The 25,412-nt window shown below is 71.0% G+C and carries 23 protein-coding genes; 12 read left to right on the forward strand and 11 right to left on the reverse strand.

The genetic code is table 11. The annotated features are described in order from the left end of the window. Nucleotides 1-9: 9 nt before the first annotated feature. The 4 genes from ACIPTO_RS01345 to ACIPTO_RS01360 all read left to right on the forward strand — a co-directional run bounded on the left by ACIPTO_RS01345 (nucleotide 10) and on the right by ACIPTO_RS01360 (nucleotide 4,309). The gene (locus ACIPTO_RS01345; RefSeq protein WP_401188392.1) at nucleotides 10-675 is read left to right on the forward strand and encodes a winged helix-turn-helix domain-containing protein; all 666 of its coding nucleotides are present in this window, start codon (nucleotides 10-12) and stop codon (nucleotides 673-675) included. Then, nucleotides 672-1,958: a sensor histidine kinase gene (locus ACIPTO_RS01350; RefSeq protein ID WP_401188395.1), complete on the forward strand. Its 1,287-nt coding sequence runs from the start codon at nucleotides 672-674 to the stop codon at nucleotides 1,956-1,958. The genes ACIPTO_RS01345 and ACIPTO_RS01350 overlap by 4 nt, the downstream gene beginning before the upstream one ends. Further along, nucleotides 1,955-3,880: a glycoside hydrolase family 9 protein gene (locus tag ACIPTO_RS01355; protein WP_401188397.1), complete on the forward strand. Its 1,926-nt coding sequence runs from the start codon at nucleotides 1,955-1,957 to the stop codon at nucleotides 3,878-3,880. Before ACIPTO_RS01350 ends, ACIPTO_RS01355 begins: the two co-directional genes overlap by 4 nt. A 93-nt stretch (nucleotides 3,881-3,973) precedes the next feature. Further along, a complete protein-coding gene (locus tag ACIPTO_RS01360; RefSeq protein ID WP_366311183.1) occupies nucleotides 3,974-4,309 on the forward strand; it encodes a hypothetical protein in 336 nt (111 codons plus the stop codon). Nucleotides 4,310-4,363: 54 nt separating this feature from the next. On the opposite strand, the gene ACIPTO_RS01365 is transcribed toward ACIPTO_RS01360, so the two are convergent. Then, entirely contained in the window at nucleotides 4,364-4,744 is a 381-nt protein-coding gene (locus tag ACIPTO_RS01365) for a hypothetical protein (RefSeq protein ID WP_401188400.1), read from the reverse strand. A gap of 636 nt (nucleotides 4,745-5,380) precedes the next feature. Between ACIPTO_RS01365 and ACIPTO_RS01370 the strand changes: the two genes are divergently transcribed. Continuing rightward, nucleotides 5,381-7,003, forward strand: a complete 1,623-nt coding sequence (locus ACIPTO_RS01370; RefSeq protein WP_401189660.1) for a glycoside hydrolase family 76 protein — start codon at nucleotides 5,381-5,383, stop codon at nucleotides 7,001-7,003. Nucleotides 7,004-7,058: 55 nt separating this feature from the next. Here the strand turns inward: ACIPTO_RS01370 and ACIPTO_RS01375 are convergent, their stop codons facing one another. Then, on the reverse strand, nucleotides 7,059-8,702 hold the full coding sequence (locus ACIPTO_RS01375) for an MFS transporter (protein WP_401188403.1): 1,644 nt from the start codon (nucleotides 8,700-8,702) through the stop codon (nucleotides 7,059-7,061). 252 nt (nucleotides 8,703-8,954) lie between these two features. On the opposite strand from ACIPTO_RS01375, the gene ACIPTO_RS01380 reads away from it, so the two are divergent. From ACIPTO_RS01380 to ACIPTO_RS01390, 3 genes are read left to right on the forward strand one after another with little or no spacing between them, the layout of a single operon-like run. Then, a complete protein-coding gene (locus ACIPTO_RS01380) occupies nucleotides 8,955-10,019 on the forward strand; it encodes a Rieske 2Fe-2S domain-containing protein (protein WP_401188405.1) in 1,065 nt (354 codons plus the stop codon). Continuing rightward, nucleotides 10,016-10,195, forward strand: a complete 180-nt coding sequence (locus tag ACIPTO_RS01385; RefSeq protein ID WP_366311229.1) for a hypothetical protein — start codon at nucleotides 10,016-10,018, stop codon at nucleotides 10,193-10,195. The genes ACIPTO_RS01380 and ACIPTO_RS01385 overlap by 4 nt, the downstream gene beginning before the upstream one ends. Continuing rightward, nucleotides 10,192-11,127, forward strand: coding sequence for a PDR/VanB family oxidoreductase (locus ACIPTO_RS01390; protein ID WP_366311231.1), 936 nt, complete (start codon nucleotides 10,192-10,194; stop codon nucleotides 11,125-11,127). Before ACIPTO_RS01385 ends, ACIPTO_RS01390 begins: the two co-directional genes overlap by 4 nt. Here the strand turns inward: ACIPTO_RS01390 and ACIPTO_RS01395 are convergent. Further along, on the reverse strand, nucleotides 11,078-11,851 hold the full coding sequence (locus ACIPTO_RS01395; protein ID WP_401188410.1) for an IclR family transcriptional regulator C-terminal domain-containing protein: 774 nt from the start codon (nucleotides 11,849-11,851) through the stop codon (nucleotides 11,078-11,080). The genes ACIPTO_RS01390 and ACIPTO_RS01395 overlap by 50 nt on opposite strands. 200 nt (nucleotides 11,852-12,051) lie before the next feature. Between ACIPTO_RS01395 and ACIPTO_RS01400 the strand changes: the two genes are divergently transcribed. Genes ACIPTO_RS01400 through ACIPTO_RS01415 form a run of 4 tightly spaced genes read left to right on the forward strand, consistent with a single transcriptional unit; the run spans nucleotide 12,052 to nucleotide 15,393 of the window. After that, nucleotides 12,052-13,020: an ABC transporter substrate-binding protein gene (locus tag ACIPTO_RS01400; RefSeq protein WP_401188413.1), complete on the forward strand. Its 969-nt coding sequence runs from the start codon at nucleotides 12,052-12,054 to the stop codon at nucleotides 13,018-13,020. Next, nucleotides 13,017-13,790, forward strand: a complete 774-nt coding sequence (locus ACIPTO_RS01405; protein WP_401188415.1) for an ABC transporter permease — start codon at nucleotides 13,017-13,019, stop codon at nucleotides 13,788-13,790. Before ACIPTO_RS01400 ends, ACIPTO_RS01405 begins: the two co-directional genes overlap by 4 nt. Beyond that, nucleotides 13,787-14,566, forward strand: coding sequence for an ABC transporter permease (locus tag ACIPTO_RS01410; RefSeq protein ID WP_401188418.1), 780 nt, complete (start codon nucleotides 13,787-13,789; stop codon nucleotides 14,564-14,566). Before ACIPTO_RS01405 ends, ACIPTO_RS01410 begins: the two co-directional genes overlap by 4 nt. A gap of 20 nt (nucleotides 14,567-14,586) precedes the next feature. Then, nucleotides 14,587-15,393 (forward strand): ABC transporter ATP-binding protein, encoded by an 807-nt coding sequence (locus ACIPTO_RS01415; RefSeq protein ID WP_401188421.1) that lies wholly within the window; start codon nucleotides 14,587-14,589, stop codon nucleotides 15,391-15,393. Here the strand turns inward: ACIPTO_RS01415 and ACIPTO_RS01420 are convergent. The 8 genes from ACIPTO_RS01420 to ACIPTO_RS01455 all read right to left on the reverse strand — a co-directional run bounded on the left by ACIPTO_RS01420 (nucleotide 15,383) and on the right by ACIPTO_RS01455 (nucleotide 25,390). After that, on the reverse strand, nucleotides 15,383-17,563 hold the full coding sequence (locus ACIPTO_RS01420; RefSeq protein WP_401188424.1) for a discoidin domain-containing protein: 2,181 nt from the start codon (nucleotides 17,561-17,563) through the stop codon (nucleotides 15,383-15,385). The two genes, ACIPTO_RS01415 and ACIPTO_RS01420, sit on opposite strands and share 11 nt — an antisense overlap. A gap of 66 nt (nucleotides 17,564-17,629) precedes the next feature. Continuing rightward, nucleotides 17,630-19,231 (reverse strand): glycoside hydrolase family 13 protein, encoded by a 1,602-nt coding sequence (locus ACIPTO_RS01425; RefSeq protein ID WP_401188426.1) that lies wholly within the window; start codon nucleotides 19,229-19,231, stop codon nucleotides 17,630-17,632. Between the two features lie 40 nt (nucleotides 19,232-19,271). Then, nucleotides 19,272-20,147 (reverse strand): carbohydrate ABC transporter permease, encoded by an 876-nt coding sequence (locus tag ACIPTO_RS01430; protein ID WP_366311247.1) that lies wholly within the window; start codon nucleotides 20,145-20,147, stop codon nucleotides 19,272-19,274. Continuing rightward, nucleotides 20,144-21,100: a carbohydrate ABC transporter permease gene (locus ACIPTO_RS01435; protein ID WP_401188427.1), complete on the reverse strand. Its 957-nt coding sequence runs from the start codon at nucleotides 21,098-21,100 to the stop codon at nucleotides 20,144-20,146. The genes ACIPTO_RS01430 and ACIPTO_RS01435 overlap by 4 nt, the downstream gene beginning before the upstream one ends. Nucleotides 21,101-21,104: 4 nt before the next feature. After that, nucleotides 21,105-22,451 carry an ABC transporter substrate-binding protein gene (locus ACIPTO_RS01440; protein ID WP_401188430.1) on the reverse strand — a complete coding sequence of 449 codons (1,347 nt, stop codon included), beginning with the start codon at nucleotides 22,449-22,451 and terminating at the stop codon, nucleotides 21,105-21,107. Nucleotides 22,452-22,561: 110 nt separating this feature from the next. Then, nucleotides 22,562-23,560 carry a LacI family DNA-binding transcriptional regulator gene (locus tag ACIPTO_RS01445; protein ID WP_366311253.1) on the reverse strand — a complete coding sequence of 333 codons (999 nt, stop codon included), beginning with the start codon at nucleotides 23,558-23,560 and terminating at the stop codon, nucleotides 22,562-22,564. Nucleotides 23,561-23,642: 82 nt separating this feature from the next. Continuing rightward, nucleotides 23,643-24,338 carry a GntR family transcriptional regulator gene (locus tag ACIPTO_RS01450; RefSeq protein WP_366311255.1) on the reverse strand — a complete coding sequence of 232 codons (696 nt, stop codon included), beginning with the start codon at nucleotides 24,336-24,338 and terminating at the stop codon, nucleotides 23,643-23,645. A 50-nt stretch (nucleotides 24,339-24,388) separates the two neighbouring features. Then, on the reverse strand, nucleotides 24,389-25,390 hold the full coding sequence (locus tag ACIPTO_RS01455) for a proline racemase family protein (RefSeq protein ID WP_401188433.1): 1,002 nt from the start codon (nucleotides 25,388-25,390) through the stop codon (nucleotides 24,389-24,391). Between the last annotated feature and the right edge of the window lie 22 nt (nucleotides 25,391-25,412).

Genomic DNA, 25,412 nt, shown 5'->3' on the forward strand with positions numbered 1-25,412 from the left:
CTCCGGGCCATGCGCGTCATGGTCCTGGAGGACGACCCCGAACTGGGTCCCGTCGTCGCCGCCCGACTGCGTGACGCGGGGTTCGCGGTGGACCTCGCGCGCACGCTGGCCGAGGCGGACCTCAAACTCTCCGTCAACCGCTACGACTGTGTCGTGGCCGACCGCTCGGTCCCGGACGGCGACTCCCTCACGCTGCTCGCCGCGCACCGGCGCGCGGGGTCGGTGCTGCCGTTCCTGCTGCTGACGGCGCTGGACACGGTCGGCGACCGGGTGGCCGGCTTCGAGCACGGCGCGGACGACTACCTGGTCAAACCGTTCGCCTTCGCCGAACTGGTCGTCCGCGTCCGGGCGTTGTGCCGCAGGGAGCAGCCCGCGCGCCCGTCCGTCGTGCGCGCCGGCGACCTGGAACTCGACCTGCCACGACGCCGGGTGACCCGGGCCGGGGTCCTGCTCAGCCTCTCCGCGAAGGAGTTCGCGGTGCTCGAACTGCTCATGCTCCGCGCGGGCGAGGTGGTCACCCGCAGCGCGCTGATCGAGAGCTGCTGGGACGAGGCGAGCGAACCGATGTCCAACGTGGTGGACGTGCTGATCGGGCAGTTGCGCAGACGGCTCGGGCCCCCCGACCCGATCGCGACGGTGCGCGGGGTCGGCTACCGCCTGGGCGGCGAGGCGTGAACCGCCCCGGCACGTCGCCCGCCGTGGCCCGGCTGCGCCGCACCCGCCGGCTGATGACGCTGCTGTTCGCGGCGACGACCGCGGCCTGCCTCGTCGTCCTCGCCGTCGTCGCGATCCGTATCGACTCCGCGTCCCGCCGCTCCGGCCTCGACCACGAGGTCGGCAGCCGTGCGGCGGGGCTGTCGCGGGCTGTCTGGTTCGACGCGGGCGTCCTGCATCTTGAGCCGCTGCGCGAGGACGAACTCGCCCAGGGCGCCCAGGTGCTGGCGGTGCTGCAGGCGGCACCCGGGAAGTCGCCGACCGCGCGGAACGTCGTACCGGGGCGGTCGTCGCTGCCCGGCGCGGACCGGCTGGACGAGATCTGGCACCGCGTCCTGGACGAACAGGAGACGGTGCAGGTCAGCGCCTCCGCCGCCAGGGGCGGGCGGCTGCGGTGGGCGGCGGCGCCGGTCTGGGACGACGACCGGATCGGGGCGGCCGTCCTGGTCGGCACGGAGCTGGCGCGCAGCGAGCACGACCACGACCTCCTGGTGCGCTGGCTCGCCCTCGGCTGCACGGCGCTGGTGTGCTGCGCGGCGGCCGTAGGGCATCTGCTGTCCGGTCGGGCCATGCGGCCCGCGCTGCTCGGGCTCGGCCGGCAGGAGCAGTTCCTGGCCGAGGCCGCGCACGAGCTGCGGACCCCGCTGGCGACGCTGCGGCTGGTGGTGGAGCGGACGGGGTCGTCCGAGGAGGCGCTGCGGCTCGTGGACCGGCTGAGCCGGCTGGTCACCGGGCTGCTCGCGCGGGCGCGGCTGGAGTCGGGGGCGCAGCGGGTGGAGCTGGTGCCGTTGCGGCTCGACCAGTTGGTGGAGACCACGGTCGAGGAGCTGCCGGACCACGACAGCGTGACGGTGACGGCCGAGCCGGTGGTGGTGCGCGGGGACCCGGATCTGCTGGCGCAGGCCGTGCGCAACCTGGTGGAGAACGCGCAGCGGCACGGCGGGCCGGCCGGTTCGCCGGTGGAGGTCGCCGTCACGCCGGGCCTTGTCACGGTCCGCGACCACGGGGAGGGCGTGCCGCCCGCGGACCGGGAGCGCGTGTTCGCGCGCGGGGTCACCGGGTCCGGGCCCGGCACGGGCGCGGGCCTCGCCATCGTCCGCTGGGTCGCCGGTCTGCACCACGGCACCGCCCGTCTCACGGACGCCCCCGGCGGCGGTCTCCTCGCCGAACTCCGCCTCCCCGCGGACGCGCATCCGGGGTCCTCATCGTCATCTCATGAAGGTCCCGGCACCGTGGACGCATGAACGCACTGCGCAGCCCAGTCCTGCTGGTCACCACCACCGCCGTGACCGTCGGCGCCGTACTCGTCGGCCTCAACGTCTACGGCGAGGCCGTCACCCCGTCCGCCCCGACGGTGGCCGTCCGCGTCGACCAGGTCGGCTATGTGCGCGGCGAGGCGAAGCGGGCGTACGTGATGGGGCCCACGAAGGCGCTCGCGGGAGCGCGCTTCAAGGTCGTGGACGCGCGGGACGAGGTGGTCACGGCAGGCCGGCTCGGTGCCGTCACCGGCCGTTGGAACGCGAGGTTCCCGTCGGTGCGGACCGTCGACCTCACCGTGCTGGACCGGCCCGGCACCTACCGCATCGTCCTGTCCGGCAGCGCGTCCGGCCGCTCCCCCGCCTTCCGGATCGCCGACGCGAGCGAGCTGATGACCCCGCTCGTCCGGGACAACGTCCGCTTCCTCCAGGCCCAGCGCGACGGCGCCGACGTGGTGCCCGGCGGGCTGTCCCACGGCCCGTCCCATCTGGCCGACGAGGACGCGACCGTCTACAGCGACCCGCACTACGACGAGGCGGGCGAGGAACTCCTCGACGAGCGGCTGACCCCGACGGGTGTCACGACCGACGTCTCGGGCGGCTGGTTCGACGCGGGCGACTTCCTCAAGTTCACCGGCACCACCTCCTACTCGACAGCCGAACTCCTGCTCGCCGAGCGGGACTTGCCCGACATGGACGCGCTGTCCGCCGAGGCGGAGCACGGGCTGGAGTGGCTGGACAGGATGTGGGACGGCGACAGCGGGACGCTCTACGCACAGGTCGGCATCGGCGCGGGCAACGACGCCGTGCGCACCGATCACGACGTGTGGCGGCTGCCGGAGGCCGACGACCGGCTCGATGTGGCGCCCGGCGACCCGGACTACCCGGTCAAGCACCGGCCGGTGTTCCGCGCCAACACACCGGGCGGGCCGATCACACCGAGCCTCGCGGGACGGGTGGCCGCGGTGTTCGCCCTCGCCGCGCAGCGCACCGCCGACTCCGACCCGGACCTGGCGCGGGAGTGGCTGGACAAGGCCGCCGCCGTCCACGACCTCGCGGACACCGGCCACGACCCCGACGAGCCGCTCGTCACCGCCTTCCCCAGCGCCTTCTACCCAGAGGACTCCTGGCAGGACGACATGGAGTTCGCCGGAGCCGAACTGGCCCTGGCTGCACGGGCATTGGGCGACGACCGGGAGACCGCCTGGACCGGCGAGGCGGCCCACTGGGCCAAGGCCTACCTGGACTCCGACGTGAAGGGCACCCTCGACGTCGCGGACGTCAGCGCCCTGGCCCACGCCGACCTGAGCACCGCCCTGGACGGCGCGCACCGCAACGGAATCGGTGCCGCGGACCTCGACAGGGACCTGCGCCGCCAGTTGGAGGAAGGGGTCGGCCGCGGCGCGCACGACCCGTTCGGTGCCGGCGCGGTCTACGACGACTTCGACGCCGTACCGCACACGTTCGGGCTGGTGGCCACCGCCCGCCTCTACGCCAGGGCCACCGGGGACACGCGTTACGACGCCTTCGCCGGGCGGCAGCGCGGCTGGGCGCTCGGCGCCAACCCGTGGGGCACCAGCTTCATGATCGGCGCCGGTGAGGTCTACCCGCACTGCCCGGAACACCAGGTCGCCAACCTCCGGGGCAGCCTCGACGGGAAGGGCGCGATCCTGCGCGGCGCGGTGGTCAACGGCCCCAACGCGGCAGACCAACTCGCCGAGTTGAACAGGTTCCCCACCATGAGGAAGTGCACCGCCGCCCCGCCGTCGGGAGCCTGGACCGACTTCGACGGCAAGGGGTCGCGGTACGTGGACGACGTCGGCGCCTGGCAGACGGTGGAGCCCTCGCTGGACTTCACCACGACCGCGTTGCTGGCCTTCGCCCTGACGGCGGCGGACGAGGACGCGTAGCGCTCTTCCCTGCGCTCCGTTCCCCGCGCTCTTCCCTCTGAGCCTCCTCAAGTCGCTTTGCACACCCGGGACACGAGGGACAGGCTGGGCCCCATGACAGGAATCACGGGACTGAGCAAGAAGAACACCTTCGTACTGACCGTCCGGGACTCGGACGTGGTGGCGGCGGCTCTGCGCGAGGCACTCGCCGGGGCGTCTCCCGAGGAGCGCCCCGGCCTGGAACGCGCCGTCGCGCTCGTCGAGTCCACGGCCGCCGCCGACGAGGGCCGGCTGCACGCGCGTTGGGTACGGTCCCGGCTGGACTCCGTCGGCTTCGCCGGCGACCCCGCCTCGGTCGAGGCGGTGCGGGCGCTGCGCAAGGCGGAGCCGCGGCTGAGTCTGCTGGCCGCCGTGCAGCTGCAGAAGGACGCGGTCGCGCATCCGGAGTGATCCGGCGGCCTCCGGTCACGCGGGGAGTGGAGGCCGCCGGACGCACCGGGCCGCTCAGGGCGTGAGGACGCCCCCGAAGGACAACGTCACCAACCCGCCGACCTCCTTCCCGAAGTCGAGCGTGACGGCCGACTGCGAGCCGGAGACCCGGGTCGCCCGGCCGTCGAGCACGTTCGTCGGGTTGGCGACGCTGCCGGACGTGCGGTGGACGGCGGTCGGCTTGAGGGTGCGGGAGGTCGGCGAGTAGTTCGGCACGTCACGTACCGCTCGGGGAGCGGGTGTTGCCGGTGCCGTGGTCGCGAGCGTCGGGGGCGCGGCCGCCGCTCCCGCGGACAGTGCGGGCGTCAGCGCCAGCGCGGCGGCCACCACCGCGGTGAGCCCGACCGCGCGTCTTGGTCGGGGCCTTCGGCCCGGCGGTGGTCGGCGACGACGCATCAGTACCTCCCGGATCGGTGGGGAACCCGCTGCTCAACTCCCCCCGCCGGATGGTGAATCGATTCAATCCGACCGGCCGCGAGGGCCTGAGGCGGGAGCGGCAACGGGGGTGCGAGATGACTCGCCGAAGTTCGCACCGATGATGGGCGCCCGAAAAGCGGGTGTCAACCCGTCATGTCGACCATCGTCTTCCGCCCAACTCCCGCGCAACAACCCGTTCTTGCCGCATTGACAGGGTCGCGCCAAGCGAGTTCACTGCCTCGGAGACGGGTGCAGGTTCGGACCATTGATCCCGTGCTGAATCCATTCACGCCCGGCTCACCCCACCACGAGCCGAAAGCCCCGGCCGCACCCGCCGGCCCGCGTCCCCCCATCGTGAAATCGAGGCGAGTCCCGGTGCCCCCACGCAGCTTCGACATCGTTGTCGGACCACGGTTCCTCAGCTTTCTCCTGACGGCCGTCCTCGCGGTCGTGGCACTCGTCCCCCTCGCGTCGCCCGCGTCCGCCGCCGCCCAGGTGTGCGTCCTGTCCTGCGACACGCTGGACCCGTCGCAGGCACGGCAGGAAACGTTTCCAGTACCGGACAGGAATCTCAACGGCCGGATCGTCCGGCTCCATGTGTCCGACGCGGACGACATGGCGTGGGCGAGCATCGACGGCGGCACGACCGGCGACGCGGTCTGGCTCGACCGGTCCTGGGACGGCGGCGCCACCTGGGACGGCCTGCTCGGCAAGGCGAGCATCCCGAGCACATGGACCGGTACCAGGACGCTGATGTACAACATCACCGACCCGCGCGACCACCGGCGCGGCCTGGTCCGGGCCTGCGGCGACGCGGCCGGCGTCGGCTGCACGGACTGGGTCCGCCCCACGGTCTGCGACACCGTCTGCGACGGCACGAGCCCGGCCCAGGCGGCGGGCGACGACCAGCCGATCCCCTCGACCACCTTGTACGGCCGGACGATTCGGCTCCACGTGGACCAGAAGAACTCCATGGCCTGGGGAAGCATCGACACCGGTGGCGCCGGTGACGAGATCTGGCTCGACCGGTCCTGGGACGGCGGTTCGAGCTGGCCGGACGGCTCCTCCCTCGGCCGTACGAGCACCCCGTCCGGGGCGACCACGACCCGTACCGCGATGTACGCCACCCGCGATCCACGCGGCCTCCTCTTCGGTGGAGCGGTCCGGGCCTGCGGCCGGGAGGCGAGCCACAACGAGGGCAGCTGCACCGCCTGGTACCGGCCCGTGCCGACCCGGGCGCGCGCGGCGGCGGACGCGCTGATGACGTCGTACGACCCCTACAACGGCTGGTGGCCCAGCAGTTGGTGGAACTCGGCGGCGACCCTCACCGCCGTGATCGACTTCGCGAGGACGACCGGGACGCACGACTACGACTGGATCATCGCCCGCACCTTCGACCGGAACAAGGGTGTGTTCCCGGCCGGGACGCGCAGTTCGGACGCGATCGAGGGCGACTTCATCAGCCGGGCGATCGACGACTCGGGGTGGTGGGCCATCGCGTGGATCGACGCCTACGACTACACGCACGACGCGCGGTACCTCGACGAGGCGGTCACCATCGCCGACTACATCCAGCAGTACTGGGACACCGGCACCTGCGGCGGCGGTGTGTGGTGGGACCGGGAGCGGACCTACAAGAACGCGGTGACGAACGGGCAGTACCTGTGGCTGACCACCGCGCTGCACCAGCGGATCGCGGGCGACACCGTGTGGTTGCAGCGGGCGCGGACGTCGGCCGCCTGGTACAAGGCCAGCGGGATGATCAACTCCTCGGGTCTGGTGAACGACGGACTGTCCTCGTCGTGCGCCAACAACGGTTCCACCGTGTGGAGTTACAACCAGGGCCTGGCCATCGGCGCCTTCACGCAACTGTGGAGGTCGACGGGGGACGGTTCGCTGCTGACGACGGCGCGGACGCTGGCGGACGCGGCGGTCAGCAGTCCCGCGCTGACGTCCGGCGGAGTGCTCACCGAGTCCTGCGACGTCGGTTCGGCGTCCTGCGACGACAACCAGAAGCAGTTCAAGGGCATCTTCGTACGGAACCTCGCCGATCTCGCGCAGGCGACCGGTTCCGGCACCTACCGGGCCTACCTCCAGAAGCAGGCCGACACCCTGTGGGCGGCGGACCGGTCCACGCTCAACGCCCTCGGCGAGCGCTGGGCGGGCACCGGCCCGAACCAGACCGACTGGCGGACCCAGGCCAGTGCGCTGGAGGCGCTCACCGCCGCCGCGGGCTGAGCGCCGGGGTCGGCAACAGGCCTGATTCCGGGGGCCGTTGCCCGCCCCGAGTTCGTCAGGAGGAGGGCGTCCGCGTCCCGGTGACCACCGGTCCCGCGGTGGCGTCGAAGGCGTGGGTCACCTCGGGTCCGGTGCCGGGCAGGAGGAGCGCGCGGGCGCGCTCCTCGAAGTCCCGGTCGGTGGTGGTGAGCCGGTTGTGGTGCTGGGCCAGGTGCTCGGCCCAGGAGCCGACGAGGTAGTTCTCGACGAACCGGCCGGGTTCGTTGCCGTCCTCGAAGAGGCCCCAGGTCAGGGCGCCGGTACGGCGACGGGACAGGGCGACACGGTCCATGGCGTCGATGAACGCGGCGCGGTCGTCCGGTCCCACGCGGTAGACGACGGAGACGAGCACCGGTCCGTCGGCGGGGCCGGGCTCGAAGACCAGCGGCGGGGTCGGCCAGTGGTCGGAGAGGGAGGGGTCGATGCCCTCCATGCCGTAGAGCTTCCAGCGGAGGAGGGTGAGCGCGCCGAGCAGCATGACCACGGCGCCGACGAGGAGGGCGGTGGTCAGGCCCAGCCACTGGACCAGGGCGCCCCACACAGGGGCGGCGACGGCCTGGCCGCCCTGGAAGACGAGCAGGTAGACGGCGAGACCGCGGGCCCGGACCCAGCCGGGGAGCCGGGTCTGCATCGCCGCGTTGAGGGTGGACAGCACGCCGATCCAGGCCACCCCGGCGGGCAGCAGCACGAGGACGGCGACCCAGGTGGTGTGCACGGTCGCGAGGACCGACAGGACGAGGGCGAACAGGACGGCACCGGCGGCCAGGATGCCGTTGATCCCCAGGTGCCGGCGCAGCCACGGCAGTGCGAACGCGCCTCCCACGGCGCCGGCCCCGACCGCGCCGAGCAGCAGGCCGTAACCGCCCGAGCCCATCCCGAGCGAGTCGGCGGCGATCAGCGGGAGCAGCGACCACAGGGCCGCCGCGCCGGGGATGAACAGGGCGGTGCGGAGCAGGACCCGGCGGACGCCCGGAGCGTTCCACACATAGCGGCGGCCCGCGTACAGCGCGGTCAGGAGGCGTTCCCGCTGGGCGGCGGGAACGGTGGACTCCGGGCGATGCCACAGCAGCAGCACGGCGGCGATCCCGAGGAACGAGAGCGCGTTGAAGCCGAACACCCAGCCCGCGCCCGCCGCCGCGACCACGACACCGCCGAGCGCGGGACCGACCGCCCGCGCGAGGTTCATGTTGACCGCGCCCAGCGCCGACGCCTGCCCCAACTGCTCCCGCTCCACCAGCTCCGGCTGGATGGCCTGCCACGACGGGCCCATCAGCGCGGTCCCGCAGCCGAGCAGGAACGTGAGGACCAGCAGGGGTACGGCGGACAGCGCGTCGGCGAAGGCCAGCGCCGTCAGCACCGCCGACACGGCGAACATCGCGACCTGCGCGACGAGCAGCAGCCCGCGCCGGTCGAACCGGTCCGCGAGCACACCCGACGGCAGTGCCAGCAGCACGATCGGCAGACTCGACGCCGTCTGCACCAGCGTCACCATGGTCGCCCCGTGCCCGAGCAGCAGCCACTGCGCGCCGACGGTCTGCATCCAGGTGCCGATGTTCGACACGAACTGGGCGATCCACAGCGCCCGGAACACCGGCCGGGCCAACGGCGCCCACGCCGAGCCGGACGCCCCGGTCCTCCCCGTCGTCGTCCTCGCGCTCATGCTGCTGCTCCCGGGCCAGGTGTGCGGTCGGTCCAGAAGAAGGTACGGCAGCCCGGGGGCGGAGCCGGCGGCGGATCGGACGAGGGCGGGCCCGAAGGCGCGCACCGCACGTGTCCGCCCTCCTCTCCCCCGCCCCCGAAACCCTTCCGTCTGGCAGAAGCCGCCTTGTCGCGCCCCCGCCCCCGTCACGACCCTGATTCCAACCACGGCACGCGGGGCGACGGAGCCCCGCCGACAGGGACGGGATCACCCATGCCGCACATCACCGCCTTCGCCAGGAACCAGTGGTACGTCGCCGCCTACAGCCACGAGGTCGGCCGCGACCTGCTCGGCCGGACGATCCTCGGTGAGCCCCTGGTCTTCTACCGCACCGAGGACGACGGCACGCCCGTGGCGCTCCACGACCGGTGCGTGCACCGCCGGTTCCCGCTCTCCGAGAGCCGTCTCGACGGGGACCGGGTCGTGTGCGGCTACCACGGATTCACCTACGACACGACGGGCACCTGCGTGTACGTGCCGGGCCAGAAACGCGTCCCCCGCACCGCCCGTGTCGCCTCCTACCCGGTGGCCGAGCAGGACGCGCTGATCTGGGTGTGGATCGGCGACCCGGCGCTCGCGGACCCGGGGATCATCCCCCGCGCCCCGCATCTCGCCTCCCCCGACTGGGTCACCGTCAGCGGCATGGAGCCGATCGACGCCGACTACGGCCTCCTCGTCGACAACCTCCTCGACCTGTCCCACGAGACGTATCTGCACGGCGGTTACATCGGCTCCCCCGAGGTCGCCGAGACTCCGATCACCACGGAGGTCGACGAGGGCGCGGGCGTCGTGCGGGTGAGCCGGCACATGGACGACGCCGAGTGCCCGCCGTTCTACGCCAGGTCCACCGGAATACAGGGGCGGATCACCCGCTGGCAGGACATCGAGTACCACGCGCCCTGCCTGTATCTGCTGCACAGCCGCATCGCCCCGGTCGGTGTGCTCCCCGAGCAGGACGGCAGCGACCCGAACGGCTTCCACACCGAGATCACCTACGCCATCACCCCCTCGTCGGACGGCAGGGTCTACGACTTCTGGGCGGTCTCCCGCGACTGGGCCACGGCCGACGCCGAGGTCACCGAGTTCCTGCGGAGCAACAACCACACCGTCGTCATGCAGGACGTCGACGCCCTCAACCTCCTGCAGAGGACGCTGGGTTCGGAACGCTCCGGCTACCAGGAGCTGAGCATCAACATCGACACCGGCGGTCTCGCCGCCCGCCGTATCCTGGCCCGGCTGGCCGAGGAGGGCGCCAAGCCCGTGGAGAGGGTCCAGTGACCGCTCCGACCGGCGAGGTCTACCGCATCGACTGGCTGCCGGGCACCGACGTCCTGCACGGCACCTGCCACTGCGGCCGCGAGCACACCTCCCAGGACCCGATCGAGATGTGGGAGTGGATGCTCGCCCACCCCCGCGGCCACACGGTCGACGCACCGCGGGGAGCCGGCGCATGAACGACTTCGAAGCCGAACTCGTCGTGGGGACGAAGGAGTTCGCCGCCGACGGGGTCCTCGCCCTCACCCTGCGCCATCCGCTCGGCGAGCGACTCCCGCCCTGGGAACCGGGGGCCCACATCGACGTCCTGCTCGGCCCGGGTCTGGAGCGCCAGTACTCGCTGTGCGGCGACCCGGCGGACCGTACGGCGTGGCGGATCGCGGTGCTGCGGGAGCCGGAGGGGCGTGGCGGATCCGCTTATGTGCACGGGCAGTTGGAGCAGGGCGACAAGGTGCGGGTGCGCGGCCCGCGCAATCACTTCCGCCTGGAGCCCGCCCCTCGCTACCGCTTCGTCGCGGGCGGCATCGGCATCACCCCGCTGCTCCCGATGCTGGCCGCCGCCGAGGCGGCGGGCGCCGAGTGGAGCCTGCTCTACGGCGGTCGCACCCGCGATTCCCTCGCGTTCACCGAGGAGTTGGGGCGCTACGGCGACCGGGTCACCGTCGTTCCGCAGGACGAGGCGGGGCTGCTCGACCTGCCCTCCGTCCTCGACGACGTCCCGGAGGGCACCCTCGTCTACTGCTGCGGTCCCGGGCCGCTGCTCGACGCGGTCGAGGCACGGTGTCCCGGCGACGTCCTGCGCGTGGAGCGGTTCCGGCCGAAGGTCCACGTGGTGGGCGCCGACGGCGAGTTCGAGGTGGTGCTGGAGCAGAGCGGCAGGACGCTCACCGTCCCGGTCGGCGTCTCCGTGCTGGACACCGTGCGCGCCGCCGGTGTCGAGGTGCTGTTCTCCTGCGCCGAGGGCACCTGCGGGACCTGCGAGACCGATGTCCTGGACGGCGTGCCGGACCACCGGGACTCGGTGCTGAGCGAGGAGGAGCGGGCGGCCGGGGAGACGATGCTCATCTGTGTCTCGCGCTGCCGGGGGAAGCGGCTCGTGCTGGATCTGTGATGCTCAGGTCGCTCTCGATCAGGGCGACCGCGGCGAGGAGTTGAGGCAGCAGGTCGCGCCGTACGGCGTCGACGGAGCACCGGCCCGCGGGCATCCCGATGCTCACGCCGGCCACCACCGCGCCGTCCCGGTCCCGCACCGGGGCGGCGACCGCGCGAAGGCCCTCCTCCAGCTCCGGGTCCACCAGCGCGTGCCCCTCGCGCCGGATCCGGTCGAGTTCCCTGCGCAGCAAGCCGGTTGGGCGCCCGGCGTCGAGTTCCCCGGCGGGCAGATGGGCGAGGAGCACCCGGCCCGCCGCGGTGGCGCGGGCGGGCTGCCGCGTGCCCACGGTGATCGTGACGGCCAGGACGCGGCGGGCGGGAAGACAGGCGACGTGGACGGCGTCGTCGCCGTCGAGGACGCACAGGGACGCCGACTCCCCGGTCCGGGCGACGAGTTGCTCCAGGTGCGGGGCCGCGGTCCGCGGCAGCGTGGAGCCGGCGAGATAGGCGTGGCCGAGTTCCAGGACGCGCGGGGTGAGCCGGAAGAGCCGCCCGTCGGAGTGGACGTAGCCGAGATCGGCCAGGGTCAGCAGCAGTCGGCGGGCCGCCGCACGGGTGAGTTCGCAGGCGCGGGCCACCTCGCTGAGGGTGCGCGCGGGGTGCTCGGCGTCGAAGGAGCGGATGACGGCGAGGCCGCGCTCGAAGGACCTCACGAAGTGCGGTGCGCGGACTGCCGCAGGCATCGTCGCCTCCCGTCGGGCGCACGGGGTGCGCCCCGGGAGCACGGTAGAAGCGCATTTCGATAACTGTCAACAATTTTGTTAGCCAAACCATTGACCCGGTCGGACGCCGGGTTCTACCTTCCCGCTGAACACCAAGAAGAGCACCCCTGTGCGCTGTGCGCACAGCCTGTCGGAACACCGTTGTCTGCACAGGAGGAGCCATGCGTCGTCTGCTCGCCGGCCTCACGGTCGGCACCTTTCTGCTCGCCACCGCGGCCTGCGGCTCGTCCGGCGGGTCGGGTTCGTCGAAGAGCGCGTCGTCCGGAGGCACCACGACCGTCAAGGTGGGCGTCATCCCCATCGTCGACGTCGCCCCGCTCTACCTCGGCCAGAAGAAGGGCTTCTTCGGCAAGCACGGCCTGAAACTGTCGATGACCCTCGCGCAGGGCGGCGCGGCCATCGTGCCGGGAGTGGTCAGCGGCCAGTTCCAGTTCGGCTTCTCCAACATGACCTCGCTGATGCTCGCCCAGTCGCAGAACGTGCCGGTGAAGGCCATCGCCAACGGCGTCGCTTCAACGGGCGTGTCCGGCAAGGACTTCGGCGCGCTCGTCGTCAAGAAGGGCAGCAGCCTGAAGTCGGCGAAGGAGCTGGAGGGGAAGAAGGTCGCGGTCAACACGCTGAAGAACATCAACGAGACCGCCGTCCGCGAATCCGTCCGCAAGGCCGGCGGCGACCCGGACAAGGTCAAGTTCGTCGAGCTGGCCTTCGACCAGATGCCGGCCGCGCTGGACAAGGGCCAGATCGACGCCGCCATGGCCGTCGAACCCGCGCTGACCACCATGCTGAGCCAGGGCGCCCAGCAGATCGCTTGGCCGATGGTGGACGTGGCGAAGAACCTCACCGTCGCCATGTACTTCACCTCGCTGGCGTACGCCGCGAAGAACCCGGACACCGTGAAGAAGTTCCAGGAGGCCACCGCCGAGTCCCTGGCCTACGCCGACGCCCACCCGGACGAGGTCCGGCAGATCGTCGCCACCTACACGAAGGTGCCCGCCAGTGTGCTGGCCAAGGTGATCCTGCCCAAGTGGCCCGCGGACCCGAATCGTTCGTCGATCGAGGCGCTGGCGCGGCTGAGCGTGACGGACGGCCTCTTCAAGACGGCCCCCGACCTGGACAAGCTGCTGCCGTGAAGGGACAGAACACCGCACTCGGTGCGGCCGGGCTCGCGGCCTTCCTCGCCCTCGGCGAGGTCGTGCCGCGCGTCGGCATCGTCAAGCAGGCCTACTTCCCGCCCACCAGCCGCATCGCCTCCGCGTTCTGGGACGAGCTCGCGGACGGCGCGTTCTGGTCGGCCCTCGGGGACACCCTGACCGGCTGGGCCCTGGGCCTCGCGATCGCCGTCGGCGCGGGCATCGCCGCGGGCGTCCTGCTCTCCGTGGTCCCCCACCTCCGCGAGGCCACGGCCTCCACGATCGAGTTCCTCCGCCCGATCCCGTCCGTCGCCCTCATCCCGCTGGCCGTGCTGTTGTACGGCACCCAGCTGAAGTCGGTGCTGTTGCTCGTCGTCTACGCCTCCTTCTGGCAGATCCTGATCCAGGTCCTCTACGGCGTCCAGGACGTGGACCCGGTCGCCGAGGAGACGGCGCGGTCGTACGGTCTCGGCACCTGGGCACGGGTCCGGCACGTGCTGTGGCCGAGCGCGCTGCCGTACGTCATGACCGGCGTGCGGCTCGCGGCGGCCGTCGCGCTGATCCTCACCATCACCGCCGAACTGGTCATCGGCGCACCGGGGTTGGGCGCGACCATCGCGGTCGCCCAGAGCTCGCAGGCCGTGCCCGAGATGTACGCGCTGATCGTGGTGACCGGACTGCTGGGGCTCGTCATCAACGTGGGCGCGCGCACCGTGGAACGGCGGGCGCTGGCCTGGCACCAGTCGGTGCGCGGGGAGGTGACGGTGTGAGGCGGACCCTGATCCGGCTGCTGTTCGTCGTCGCCCTCCCGGCCGTCCTGATCGCCCTGTGGTGGCTGGCCTCGGACGGCAGCACCAACGTGTACTGGCCGCCGCTGCGCACGATCCTCACGACCTTCCCCGACGTATGGACCGGCCACCGCCTCAGGACGGACGTCCTGCCCAGCGTCCTGCGCCTCGCGGCCGGTTACGCCACGGCGGCCGTCGTCGGTGTCGCGCTCGGCACGGTGATCGGCTCGTACCGCCGGGTCCGCGCGGTGTGCGAACCGGTCCTGGAGTTCCTGCGCGCCGTACCGCCTCCGGTGCTGGTCCCGGTCATCATGCTGTTCGCGGGCATCGGCGACACGATGAAGATTGTCGTCATCGCCAGCGGCTGCGTCTGGCCCGTCCTCCTCAACACCGTCGAGGGCGTCCGCGCGGTCGACCCGGTCATGAAGGAGACGGCCCTCTCCTACGGCGTGACGGGCCTCGCCCGGCTGCGCTCGCTGGTGCTGCGCTCGGCGAGCCCGCAGATCTTCGCGGGCCTGCGCCAGGCGCTGTCCATCGGGATCATCCTCATGGTCATCAGCGAGATGTTCGCGGCCACCGACGGACTGGGCTTCACCATCGTCCAGTTCCAACGCAGCTTCGCCCTACCGGACATGTGGACGGGCATCCTCGTTCTCGGGATCCTGGGATTCCTGCTCTCCGTCGTCTTCCAGGTGGTCGAGCGGCGGGTGCTCGGCTGGTACCACGGCCTGCGCGCCGCCACCCGCCGGTCCTCGTGACGCTCATGAAAGGGCGGTCCATGCACGCGCAACTCGACGTATCCGGCCTGCGGAAGGTCTACGAGGGTTCCGGTCGCCGGGTGGAGGCGGTACGGGACCTCACCTTCACCGTCGACGCCGGTGAACTCGTCTGTCTCGTCGGCCCGTCGGGCTGCGGCAAGACGACCCTGCTGAAATGCATGGCCGGCCTGCTCGCGCCCACCGCGGGCGAAGTCCTCCTGGGCGGACGGAAGGTGACCGGTCCGCCGCCCGGGATGGCGTTCGTGTTCCAGGAGTACGGACGCAGTCTCTTCCCGTGGATGCGGGTCGGCGAGAACGTCGAACTCCCTCTGAAACAGAAGGACGTGTCGAAGGATCGGCGGCGCGAACTGGTCGCGGACGCGCTGGAGTCGGTCGGTCTGACGGAGGCGGCGGGAGCGTATCCGTGGCAGCTGTCCGGCGGGATGCAGCAGCGGGTCGCCATCGCCCGCGCGCTCGCCTACGAGCCCGAGGTCCTGCTGATGGACGAGCCGTTCGCGGCGGTCGACGCGCAGACCCGGGCCGATCTGGAGGACCTGGTGCGGGGGTTGTGGCGGGAGCGCGGCATCACGATCCTGTTCGTCACGCACGACATCGACGAGGCCGTCTACCTGGGCGAGCGGGTCGTCGTGCTGTCCGCGTCCCCGACCGTCGTTCAGGAGCAGCTGAAGGTCGATCTGCCCCTGGAACGCGACCAGTTGCACACCCGGGTCGCCCCGCGCTTCGCCGAACTGCGGACCCATGTCTACGAGCAGATCCAGGCGGCGAAGCGCGGGACTCTCCCGGTGCAGGACCGGCTCACGAAGTGAGGTAGGCCTCCACCTCGCTCAACTGCGCCGCGGGCCAGCCGGTGTTGGCGGTGACGTTGAGCCGCAGGTAGCGCAGGTTCGTGCCGCTGGGCAGGGCGACGGTGACGGTGTTCCCGGACGCCGGGTCGAAGCGGTAGCCGGTGGAGCCGGCGACGGTCGAGTAGGACGAGCCGTCGGTGCTGCCCAGCACGGACAGCGTCTGCGTGCGCGCGCCCCACGCGGAGGACGGCGGCAGCTTCAGCACCAGCCTGCGCACCGCCCGGTTGGCGCCGAGGTCGACCGTCAGGGCCTGCGGGAAGGCGTTGTTGGCGGACTCCCAGTAGGAGTTCGCGTCGCCGTCGACCGCCTTGCCGGGCGTGTACACGTCCTGCGAGCCGGTCGCGGTGGCCGGGCGGCCCTTGGCGAGGTTGGCGTTCTGGTCCGGGGGCGGGGTGCCCTGGCCGGGCTGCGGCCAGGCCGAGCAGTCCGACCAGGTGCTGCTCCAGCCGGAGTTGCCGCCGCCGTCGGTGAGGGTGAAGGCCCCGGAGCCGGACGGGTAGGGGCAGTTGTAGATGCCGGCCACCCCGACCCCGGCGGCCTGTACGTTGCTGAACTTGGCCGCGCCCTGTGCCTCGGCCTGGACGACGACCGTGCCGGTGTTCTGCACGTTCGCCCCGCTGACGGTGACGTTTCCGGTGGAGTAGCCATGCCCGCCGCCGGACACGAACTCGAAGGCGCTGTACGGGCTGCTGCTGATCGTCGTGTTGGTGATGTTGACGGTGGCGTTGACCGCGCTGTCGTAGGAGTCGACGCGCAACGCGCCCATGGGGTGGCCCCAGTTGGGGTTGATCGCGCCGGTGCGGACGAGGGTGTTGCCGTCGACCGTGATCGTTCCGGCGAGCGGGGAGAAGGGGTCGAGGAACTTCTGGTTGGAGATCGCGATGCCGCTGCCGAGGGCGTTGGTGTCGGAGACCAGGTTGTTCCTGACCGCGATGTTCGTGCCGCCGTAGATCGCGATGCCGTTGGCGAGGTTGGGCTGCGAGATGGTGTTGTTCTCGAAACTGCTGTTGGTGTCCGGGGAGTTGAGCGACCACATGGCGAGGGAGTCGTCGCCCTGGTTGCGGAGGAAGTTGTTGCGGACGACGACGCCGTGGGCGTTGCCGTTGAGGTTGAGGCCGTCGGCGGTGGTGTCGAGGATGCGGTTGTTCTCGACGACGAGGTTGTCGTTGTTGCCGGTGAGCCAGAGGCCGACCTTGAGGTGCTGGATCCACATCCCGGAGACCGAACTGCCGGGTCCCAGCGATCCGTTGACGAAGTTGTCCGGGTTGGAGTCGACGCGTTCGGTGACCTCGCCGATGACCGCGAAGTCCTTGATGTGGACGCCGCCGGAGGAGCTGGTCTGGTCGATGAAGCGCGAGGTGTGCACGACGGAGTACCACTGACCGGCGCCCTGCAGCGTCACGTTCTGCACCCCGCTGAGCGAGGAGGTGAGCCGGTAGTCGCCCGGCGGGATCCACACCACTCCTCCCTGCGCGGCGGAGATGGCGTCCTGGAAGGCCTGGGTGGAGTCGCCCGCGCCGCTGGGGTCGGCGCCCTTGGAGACCACGGAGACCGAACCGGAGGGCTGCGCGGCGGCCCCGGCGACCTGTTCGAAGTCGGCGACGTCGACGGTGACCTGGACCCCCGTGGCCACCAGCGCGACCTTGTCGCCCTGCTGGACGTTCTGGCCGAGCAGGAGGCGCGCGTTGTCGAAGAAGTGGTGGGTCTTGGCGCCGGCGATCCAACTGGTGTCGACGTACGAGTACTTGGACGTCACGGGGAGGGTTCTGCTGATCTTGACGCCGTTGACGTACACGTCGAGGCTGCCGCTCTGGCCGTCCGGGACGTTGTAGGACACGTTCACGGCGTTGGCCGCGCGCGGCACGGTGAACTCGACCCGCTGCCCGGACCCGAGCCGTACGGCCTGCCGCCCGGACGCCTCGGAGGCGACCGTCCCCTGGGTGTAGTCGGGGCCGATCCTCGTGCCGGTGGTGGTGGCCGACTCGGCCTCGACGGAGGTGAAGGGGAGGGTGGCGCCCGGGGCCGCGTGGGCGGCGCCGGGAGCCAGGGCGACGAGCGTGCCGGCGGCGAGCGCGACAGCCGTACCGATGACGGGCATGCGCCTGAGGGAGGGGAGGATGGTGCTGTGCATGTGCCGATCCCTTCGAGGTGGGGGTGCGGGGACAGCGGATGCGGGGTGGCGGCCGGAGGCCGGCGGCTAGGCGGTGTGCAGCCAGGCCGCCGTGTCCCGCGGCAGCCTGCCCTGGTCGTCCAGGGGGCCGCTGGTGAGCAGGAGCCGGGTGTGCGCGGGGAGGTCGGCGGGCGCGTCGGCGAGGTTGACCACGCAGATCACGCCCTCCGCGCGGGTGAAGGCGAGCACACCGTCGGAGGCGGGCAGCCAGGTGAGGGGGCCGTCGCCGAAGACCGGCCGGAGGCGGATCGCGTGGCGGTACAGGTTGAGCATGGAGTCGACGGTCCGCTGCTGACGGTCGACCGCATACGATGCCCAGTCGGCCGGCTGCGGCAGCCACGGCTCGCCCCGTGAACCGAAGCCCGCGTACGGCGCGTCCTCGGCCCAGGGCAGCGGCACCCGGCAGCCGTCCCGGCCCGGGTCGGTGCCGCCGGAGCGGAAGTACATCGGATCCTGAATACGGTCGGCGGGCAGTTCGACCTCGGGCAGCCCCAGCTCCTCCCCCTGGTAGAGGTAGACCACACCGGGCAGGGCCAGTGAGAGCAGGGCGGCGGCCCGGGCGCGCCGGGTGCCGAGGGCGAGGTCGGTCGGGGTGCCGAAGGCCTTGGTCGCGAACTCGAAGCCGGTGTCCTCGCGGCCGTAGCGGGTGACCGTGCGGGTCACGTCGTGGTTGCACAGCACCCAGGTGGCGGGGGCGCCGATCGGGGCGTGCTCGGCGAGGGTCTCGTCGATCGAGGCGCGCAGCCGGTCCGGGTCCCAGGGGCAGGACAGGAACGAGAAGTTGAAGGCGGTGTGCAGTTCGTCGGGGCGCAGATAGCGGGCGAAGCGCTCGGTGTCGGGGAGCCAGACCTCGCCGACGAAGATCGCGCCGTACTCGTCGGCGACGGCCCGCCAGGAGCGGTAGATGTCGTGGAGTTCGTCGCGGTCGACGAAGGGGTTCGGGTCGCGTCCGTCGACGAAGTCGGGCAGGTCCGGGTCCTTGGCGAGCAGGGCCGCCGAGTCGATGCGGACGCCTTCGACACCGCGCTCGAACCAGAAGCGCAGGATGTCCTCGTGCTCCTGGCGCACCGCCGGGTGGGCCCAGTTGAGGTCGGGCTGTTCGGGGGTGAACAGATGGAGGTACCAGTCGCCGTCGGGCAGCCGGGTCCAGACCGGTTCGGTGGAGCCGGCGAACTGCGACGGCCAGTCGTTGGGCGGGAGTTCACCGTGCTCGCCGCGTCCCGGGCGGAAGTGGAACAGCTCGCGTTCGGGTCCGCCGGCGAGGGCGGCACGGAACCACGGGTGCTGGTCGGAGACGTGGTTGGGCACGATGTCGACGATCGTGCGGATTCCCAGCTCCCGCGCCTCGGCGATGAGTTTCTCGGCCTCGGCGAGCGATCCGAAGGCCGGGTCGATGGTGCGGTAGTCGGCGACGTCGTAGCCGCCGTCCTTCAGCGGTGACAGGTACCAGGGGTTGAACCACAGGGCGTCCACGCCGAGTTCGGCGAGATACGGCAGCCGGGAGCGGACTCCCGCGAGGTCGCCGGTGCCGTCGCCGTCGCCGTCCGCGAAGCTGCGGACGTAGACCTGGTAGATGACGGCGGTGCGCCACCAGTCGTCGTGGCTCTGGGCAGGGGTGGGCTGTCCCACGGTGCTGGCCTTTCGGTCGGGGGGCGTCGAGGGGGCGGCGTCAGCCCTTCGTGCTGCCCGCGCTGATACCGGCGATGATGTGCCGCTGGAAGACCAGGAACATCGCGACCATGGGGATGCTCGCGATCACCATCGCGGCGATGAGCACGGTCAGTTGGATGTTCTGCGACAGCTGGACGAGTGCCACGCTGATCGGTTGCTTGTCGGTGTCGGAGAAGACCATCAGCGGCCACAGGAAGTCCTGCCAGACGGCGACGAGCGCGAAGATCGACACGACGCCGAGCACCGGCCGGGACATGGGCAGCACGATGGACCACAGGATGCGGAGTTTCCCTGCGCCGTCGATCTCGGCGGCCTCCATGACATCGCGCGGGAGCTGGTCGAAGAACCGCTTGAGGAGATACAGGTTGAAGGCGTTGGCGACGGCCGGGAGCCAGATGCCGAGCGGGCTGTTGAGCAGGCTGGTGTGGATCAGCGGGAGGTCGGCGGCGGTCAGGTACTTGGGGACGACCAGGGCCTGCGCCGGGACCATCAGCGTCGCCAGGATGCCGCCGAGGATCACCTTGCCGAAGGCGGGCTTCAGTTTGGACAGGGCGTAGGCGGCGGCCGTGCACAGGACCAGCTGGAACGCCCAGGCGCCGGCGGCCTGGACCACCGTGTTCCACAGGTGCTCCGGGAGCTGCATCAGGTCCCAGGCGTCGGTGTACCCGCTGATGTGCAGCTGGTGGGGCACGATCGTGGGCGGGGTCTGCGCGATCTCGTCCGGCGACTTCATCGCGCCGGTCACCATCCAGTACACCGGGAAGAGGAAGGCGAGGGCGAAGAGCACGACGACGCCGCTGAACACGGTCCAGTAGACGGCCCTGCCGCGCGGTCGGGCGAGGCTCGCCGGGGAGAGCAGCGTGCGGGTGGTCACAGGTCGTCCTCTCCGGATCGGGTGAGCCGCAGATAGAGGGCCGAGAAGACACCGAGCAGCACGAGGAGCATCACGCTGAGCGCGCAGGCGCCGCCGAAGTCGTTGTAGAGGAAGGCGTATTTGTAGATGAGGTAGAGGACGGTGACGGTGGCGCTCTCGGGTCCGCCGCCGGTGATGACGAACGGTTCGGTGAACACCTGCATCGTGGCGATGATCTGAAGGAGCATCAGCATCAGGATGACGAAACGGGTCTGAGGGATCGTCACATGCCGGACGCGTTGCAGCAGGCTCGCGCCGTCCAGTTCGGCCGCCTCGTACAGCTCGCCCGGGATGGACTGGAGCGCGGCCAGGTAGATCAGGACGGTGCCGCCCAGGTTGGCCCACGTGGCCACGATCACCAGGGAGACGAGGGCGGTGTCGGTGCCGTTGGACCAGTTCGAGGTGGGCAGGTGCAGGAAGCGCAGCGTCTCGTTGGCGAGGCCGGCTCCCGGGTCGTAGAACCACTTCCACAGCAGGGCCGTGACCACCGGCGGGATCATCACCGGGAGGTAGACGACGACCCTGAAGAACGCCTTCCAGTGCCTCAACTCGTTGAGGACCAGGGCGAGTACGAAGGGGATCGCGAAGCCGATGAGCAGGGCCAGCACCGTGAAGACGAGGGTGTTGCGCCAGGCCGACGCGAACTCGGGGTCGTGCCAGACCTGGGTGAAGTTGGCGGTGCCGACCCACTCGGGCGGGGAGCCGGGCGTGTACTTCTGGAAGGCGATCACGACGGCGCGGATCGCCGGGTACCAGGAGAACAGGGCGAAGCAGATCAGGCCGCCGATGAGGAAGGCGTAGGCGCGGGCCTGGTCGAGGAGGCGGCGCCGCCCCTGGCCCCCTGCCGGGGGCGGCGCCTGGACCTGCCGTACGTGGGTCGTCTCGACGGGTCGCCTGGTGGCCGTTCGGGTCATCGGGTCAGCCCCGGGCCAGGATGCCGTCGATCTTTCCGGAGGCGTCCTTGAGGAGTTGGTCGATGTTCGCGTCCTTCTTGGTGAGGACGGCGGAGACGGCCCCGTCGAGGACGGAGTAGATCTGCTGGGCGTCCGGCGGCTCGATCTTCATCTGGAGCGACTGGTTGCCGTCGAGGAAGGCCTGGTAGTTCTGCACCGGGACATTGGAGTTGGCCTTCTTGACCTGCTGGTCCTTGGCGTCGGCGGCGCCGGTGAAGAGCCGGGGCTCGGGCAGTCCGACGGGGGCGTTGGACTTCTTGGCACGGGCGTAGTCGCCGAGGAAACCGCTGCCCGGGGTGAGGAACATGTTGTCGAGCCACTTGAGGCCGGCGCGGATCTGGGCGGGCGTGTCGTGCTTGTTGAACATGTAGCCGTCGCCGCCGATGAGCGTGCCCTGGCCGCCGGGCATCGGGCCGAGGGCGAGGTCGTCGTAGTTGCCGCCCTTCTCCTTGACCAGGATCGGGATGTTGTCCGGCGCGGAGAGGTACATGCCGAGCTTGCCCGAACCCATCAGCTGCTGCACGTCGTTGATGACGAGGAGCTGCTTGCTGCCCATCGAGTTGTCGGTCCAGCGCATGTCGTGCAGGTTCTGCAGCACGGCGTGGCCCTGGGGCGTGTCGATGGTGGCCTTCTTGCCGTCGGCGCTGACGACGTCGCCGCCCTGGGAGTACATCTCGGCGGTGAAGTGCCAACCGCCCTGGTTCTGGGCGCTGTAGTCGGCGTAGCCGACGGTGCCGTTGCCGAGTGCGGCGATCTTCTTGGCGTCGGCCCGGACCTCGGCCCAGGTGGTGGGCGCCTTGTCGGGGTCGAGACCGGCCTGCTGGAAGAGCTTGCGGTTGTAGATCAGGCCCATCGAGTAGCCGGTGCGCGGGATGCCGTAGATCTTGCCGTCCACGGTGTAGATGTCCCGCAGCTGCTTCTGCAGCGTGTCGTAGCTCTTCAACTCCTTGATGTACGGCGTGAGATCGGCCGCCTGGTTGATGTCGACGACGTGCTTGGCGTCGGTGAAGTACGTGTAGAACACGTCCTCCATCTGGCCGCCGGCGAGCTTCGCGTCGAAGGTCTTCGGATCCTGGCAGGGAAACGCGTCATGGGTGACGACGTCGATGTCGGGGTTCTTCTTCTCGAAGGCCGCGACATCGGAGTCGAAGAACGAGCGGTCGACTTTGGCGCTCTTGGGCGGCTGGCAGTTGACCGTGATGCGCGTCTTGCCGCTCGCCGAGTCGTCGCCGGACCCGCAGGCGGCGGCGGTGAGCGCGAGAGAACAGACGCCGATCGCGGCGAAGGTGCGGCGGAACCCGGTGCTTCTCATCGGTGGACCCCTCTGGGCAGGAGCGGTGGGCGCCGCACACTCAAGCACCGCCGACATCCGTCCGCAAGATGTCGCGCAGAATCTGTAATTATTCGACAGCAGAGTGCCGGTCAGCCGCGCGGGGCTTGCGCGGTGGAACCACGCACTACCAGTTCCGGTTCGAAGAGCAGCTCCTCGGCCGGTACGGCGGTGCCGCCGACCTGCGAGTTCAGCAGCTCCACGGCGGCCCGGCCCATGGCCTCGATGGGCTGGCGGACGGTGGTCAGCGGGGGCTCGGTGCAGTTCATGAAGGCGGAATCGTCGTAACCGACGACGGAAATTTCCGCTGGAACATCAAGTCCCTTGCGCCGCGCGGCCCTCACCGCACCCAGTGCGAGCGGGTCGCTGGCGCAGATGATGCCCGTGACGCCCCGGTCGATGAGCCGGGAGGCGGCGGCGTGCCCGCCCTCGATGGAGAAGATCGCCCGGGCCACGAACTCGTCCGGCAGGTCCGCCGCGATGGCCCGCGCGGCGGTCAGCTTCCGCGCCGACGGCATGTGGTCGGCGGGGCCGAGGACGAGCCCGATGCGCTCGTGACCGAGGGAGGCGAGGTGCCGCCAGGCCTGCTCGACGGCGACCGCGTCGTCGCAGGACACGGCGGGGAAACCGAGGTGGTCGATGGCCGCGTTGACCAGGACGACCGGGATGTTGCGCTCGGCGAGCAGCCGGTAGTGGTCGTGCGGGGCGTCCGCCTGCGCGTAGAGCCCACCCGCGAACACCACGCCGGAGACCTGCTGTTGCAGCAGCAGCGTCACGTAGTCGGCCTCGGAGACCCCGCCCTTGGTCTGGGTGCAGAGCACCGGGGTGAGACCGAGTTGGGCGAGCGCGCCGCCGATCACCTCGGCGAAGGCGGGGAAGATGGGGTTCTGCAGTTCGGGCAGTACGAGGCCCACGAGCCGCGCGCGTTCACCGCGCAGCTGCGTGGGCCGTTCGTAGCCGAGAACGTCGAGGGCCGACAGCACCGCCTGCCGGGTGGGCTCGGAGACACCGGGTTTGCCGTTGAGCACCCGGCTGACCGTGGCCTCGCTGACCCCGACCTTCTTCGCCACCTCAGCAAGTCGTCGCGTCATGTGCGCAAGAATAGCGCAAGATACGCAAGTGGTTTGCGTTATGGGGCGGTCGGATCAAGCCGATCGCCGCTCCCGGCCCCCGTCAGTCGTGGGCGGCCCACAGGCCGCGGACGTGTCCCAGGTGCCGGGTCATGATCTCACGCACGGCCCGTTCGTCCCGGTCCACGAGCGCGTCCAGCAGCTCCAAGTGCTCCTGGGCGGAGGCCAGCAGACGTCCGGCCTCGACGAGCGCGGTCAGCCCGTAGAGCCGCGAGCGCCCCCGCAGATCACCAACGACCTCGACGAGGTGGGCGTTGCCCGCGAGGGCGAGCAGTCCGAGATGGAAGCGGGTGTCGGCCTCGACGTAGGCGATGAGGTCGCCGGCCACGGCCGCGTGGACGATCTCCCGGGCGGCCGGGCGCAGCGCCTCCAGCGAGACGGGGTCGGCGCTTGCGGCGAGCCCCACCACCGTGGGGATCTCGATCAGGGCGCGGATCTGGGTGTACTCGTCGAGCTGCTTCTCGGAGACGGCGGTGACCCGGAACCCCTTGTTCGGGACGGTGTCGACCAGCCCCTCCTTGGCGAGGTCCAGCATCGCCTCGCGCACCGGGGTCGCCGAGACGCCGAAGCGGGCGGCGAGCGTCGGGGCGGAGTACACCTCGCCGGGCCGCAGCTCCCCCGCGATCATCGCGGCCCGCAGGGCGTCGACGACCCGCTCGCGGTAGCTGCTCTTCCTGCCGCCCAGCGTGGGCAGGTCCGGAGCGGTGCTGGTCGGGGCGCTGGCGCGCTGGACGGCCATCGAATCTCCTCATGATGCAATGTCACGCGTGACCCGCCATTATCCCCGGATCAGAGGACGAATCCGCCCGGGAACGGGTCGGCGGGGTCGAGCAGGTACTGGGCGGTGCCGGTGATCCAGGCGCGGCCGGTGAAGCTGGGCAGGACCGCCGGGACGCCGGCGACCTCGGTGGTGTCGAGCAGTCGTCCGGTGAACCGGGTGCCGATGAAGGACTCGTTCACGAACTCGGTGTGCAGCGGGAGTTCGCCGCGTGCGTGCAGCTGCGCCATGCGGGCGCTGGTGCCCGTGCCGCAGGGCGAGCGGTCGAACCAGCCCGGGTGGATCGCCATCGCGTGCCGGGAGTGCCGGGCGGTGGCGCCGGGCGCGTACAGGTGGACATGGTGGCAGCCGCGGATCGAGGCGTCCTCGGGATGGACGGGCTCCTCCTCGGCGTTGATCGCCTCCATGAGGGACAGGCCCGCCTTGATGATGTCGTCCTTGCGGGCACGGTCGAAGGGCAGCCCGAACTCGTCCAGCGGCAGGATGGCGTAGAAGTTGCCGCCGTACGCCATGTCGTAGGTCACCGTCCGTCCGTCGGCGAGGGTGATCTCGCGGTCCAGGCCGACGGAGAACGACGGGACGTTCTTCAGGGTGACGTGCCGGGCGGCGCCGTTCTCCACGGCGACCTCGGCGACGACGAGCCCGGCCGGGGTGTCGAGCCGGATGGTGGTGACCGGTTCGACGACCTCGACCATGCCCGTCTCGACGAGCACGGTGGCGACACCGATCGTGCCGTGCCCGCACATCGGCAGATACCCGGAGACCTCGATGTAGACGACGCCCCAGTCGCAGTCGGGGCGGGTCGGCGGCTGCAGGATCGCACCGCTCATCGCGGAGTGGCCGCGCGGCTCGTTCATCAGGAACTGCCGGATGTGGTCGCGGTGTTCGCGGAAGTACAGCCGCCGCTCGTTCATGGTCGCACCGGGGATGGTGCCGATCCCGCCGGTGATCACACGGGTGGGCATGCCCTCGGTGTGCGAGTCGACGGCGTGCAGGACGAGTTTGCTGCGCATGACGCTCCTGGTGGATTCCGGT

The organism is Streptomyces sp. NPDC090083 (genome assembly GCF_044747445.1).
Lineage (GTDB): Bacteria > Actinomycetota > Actinomycetes > Streptomycetales > Streptomycetaceae > Streptomyces.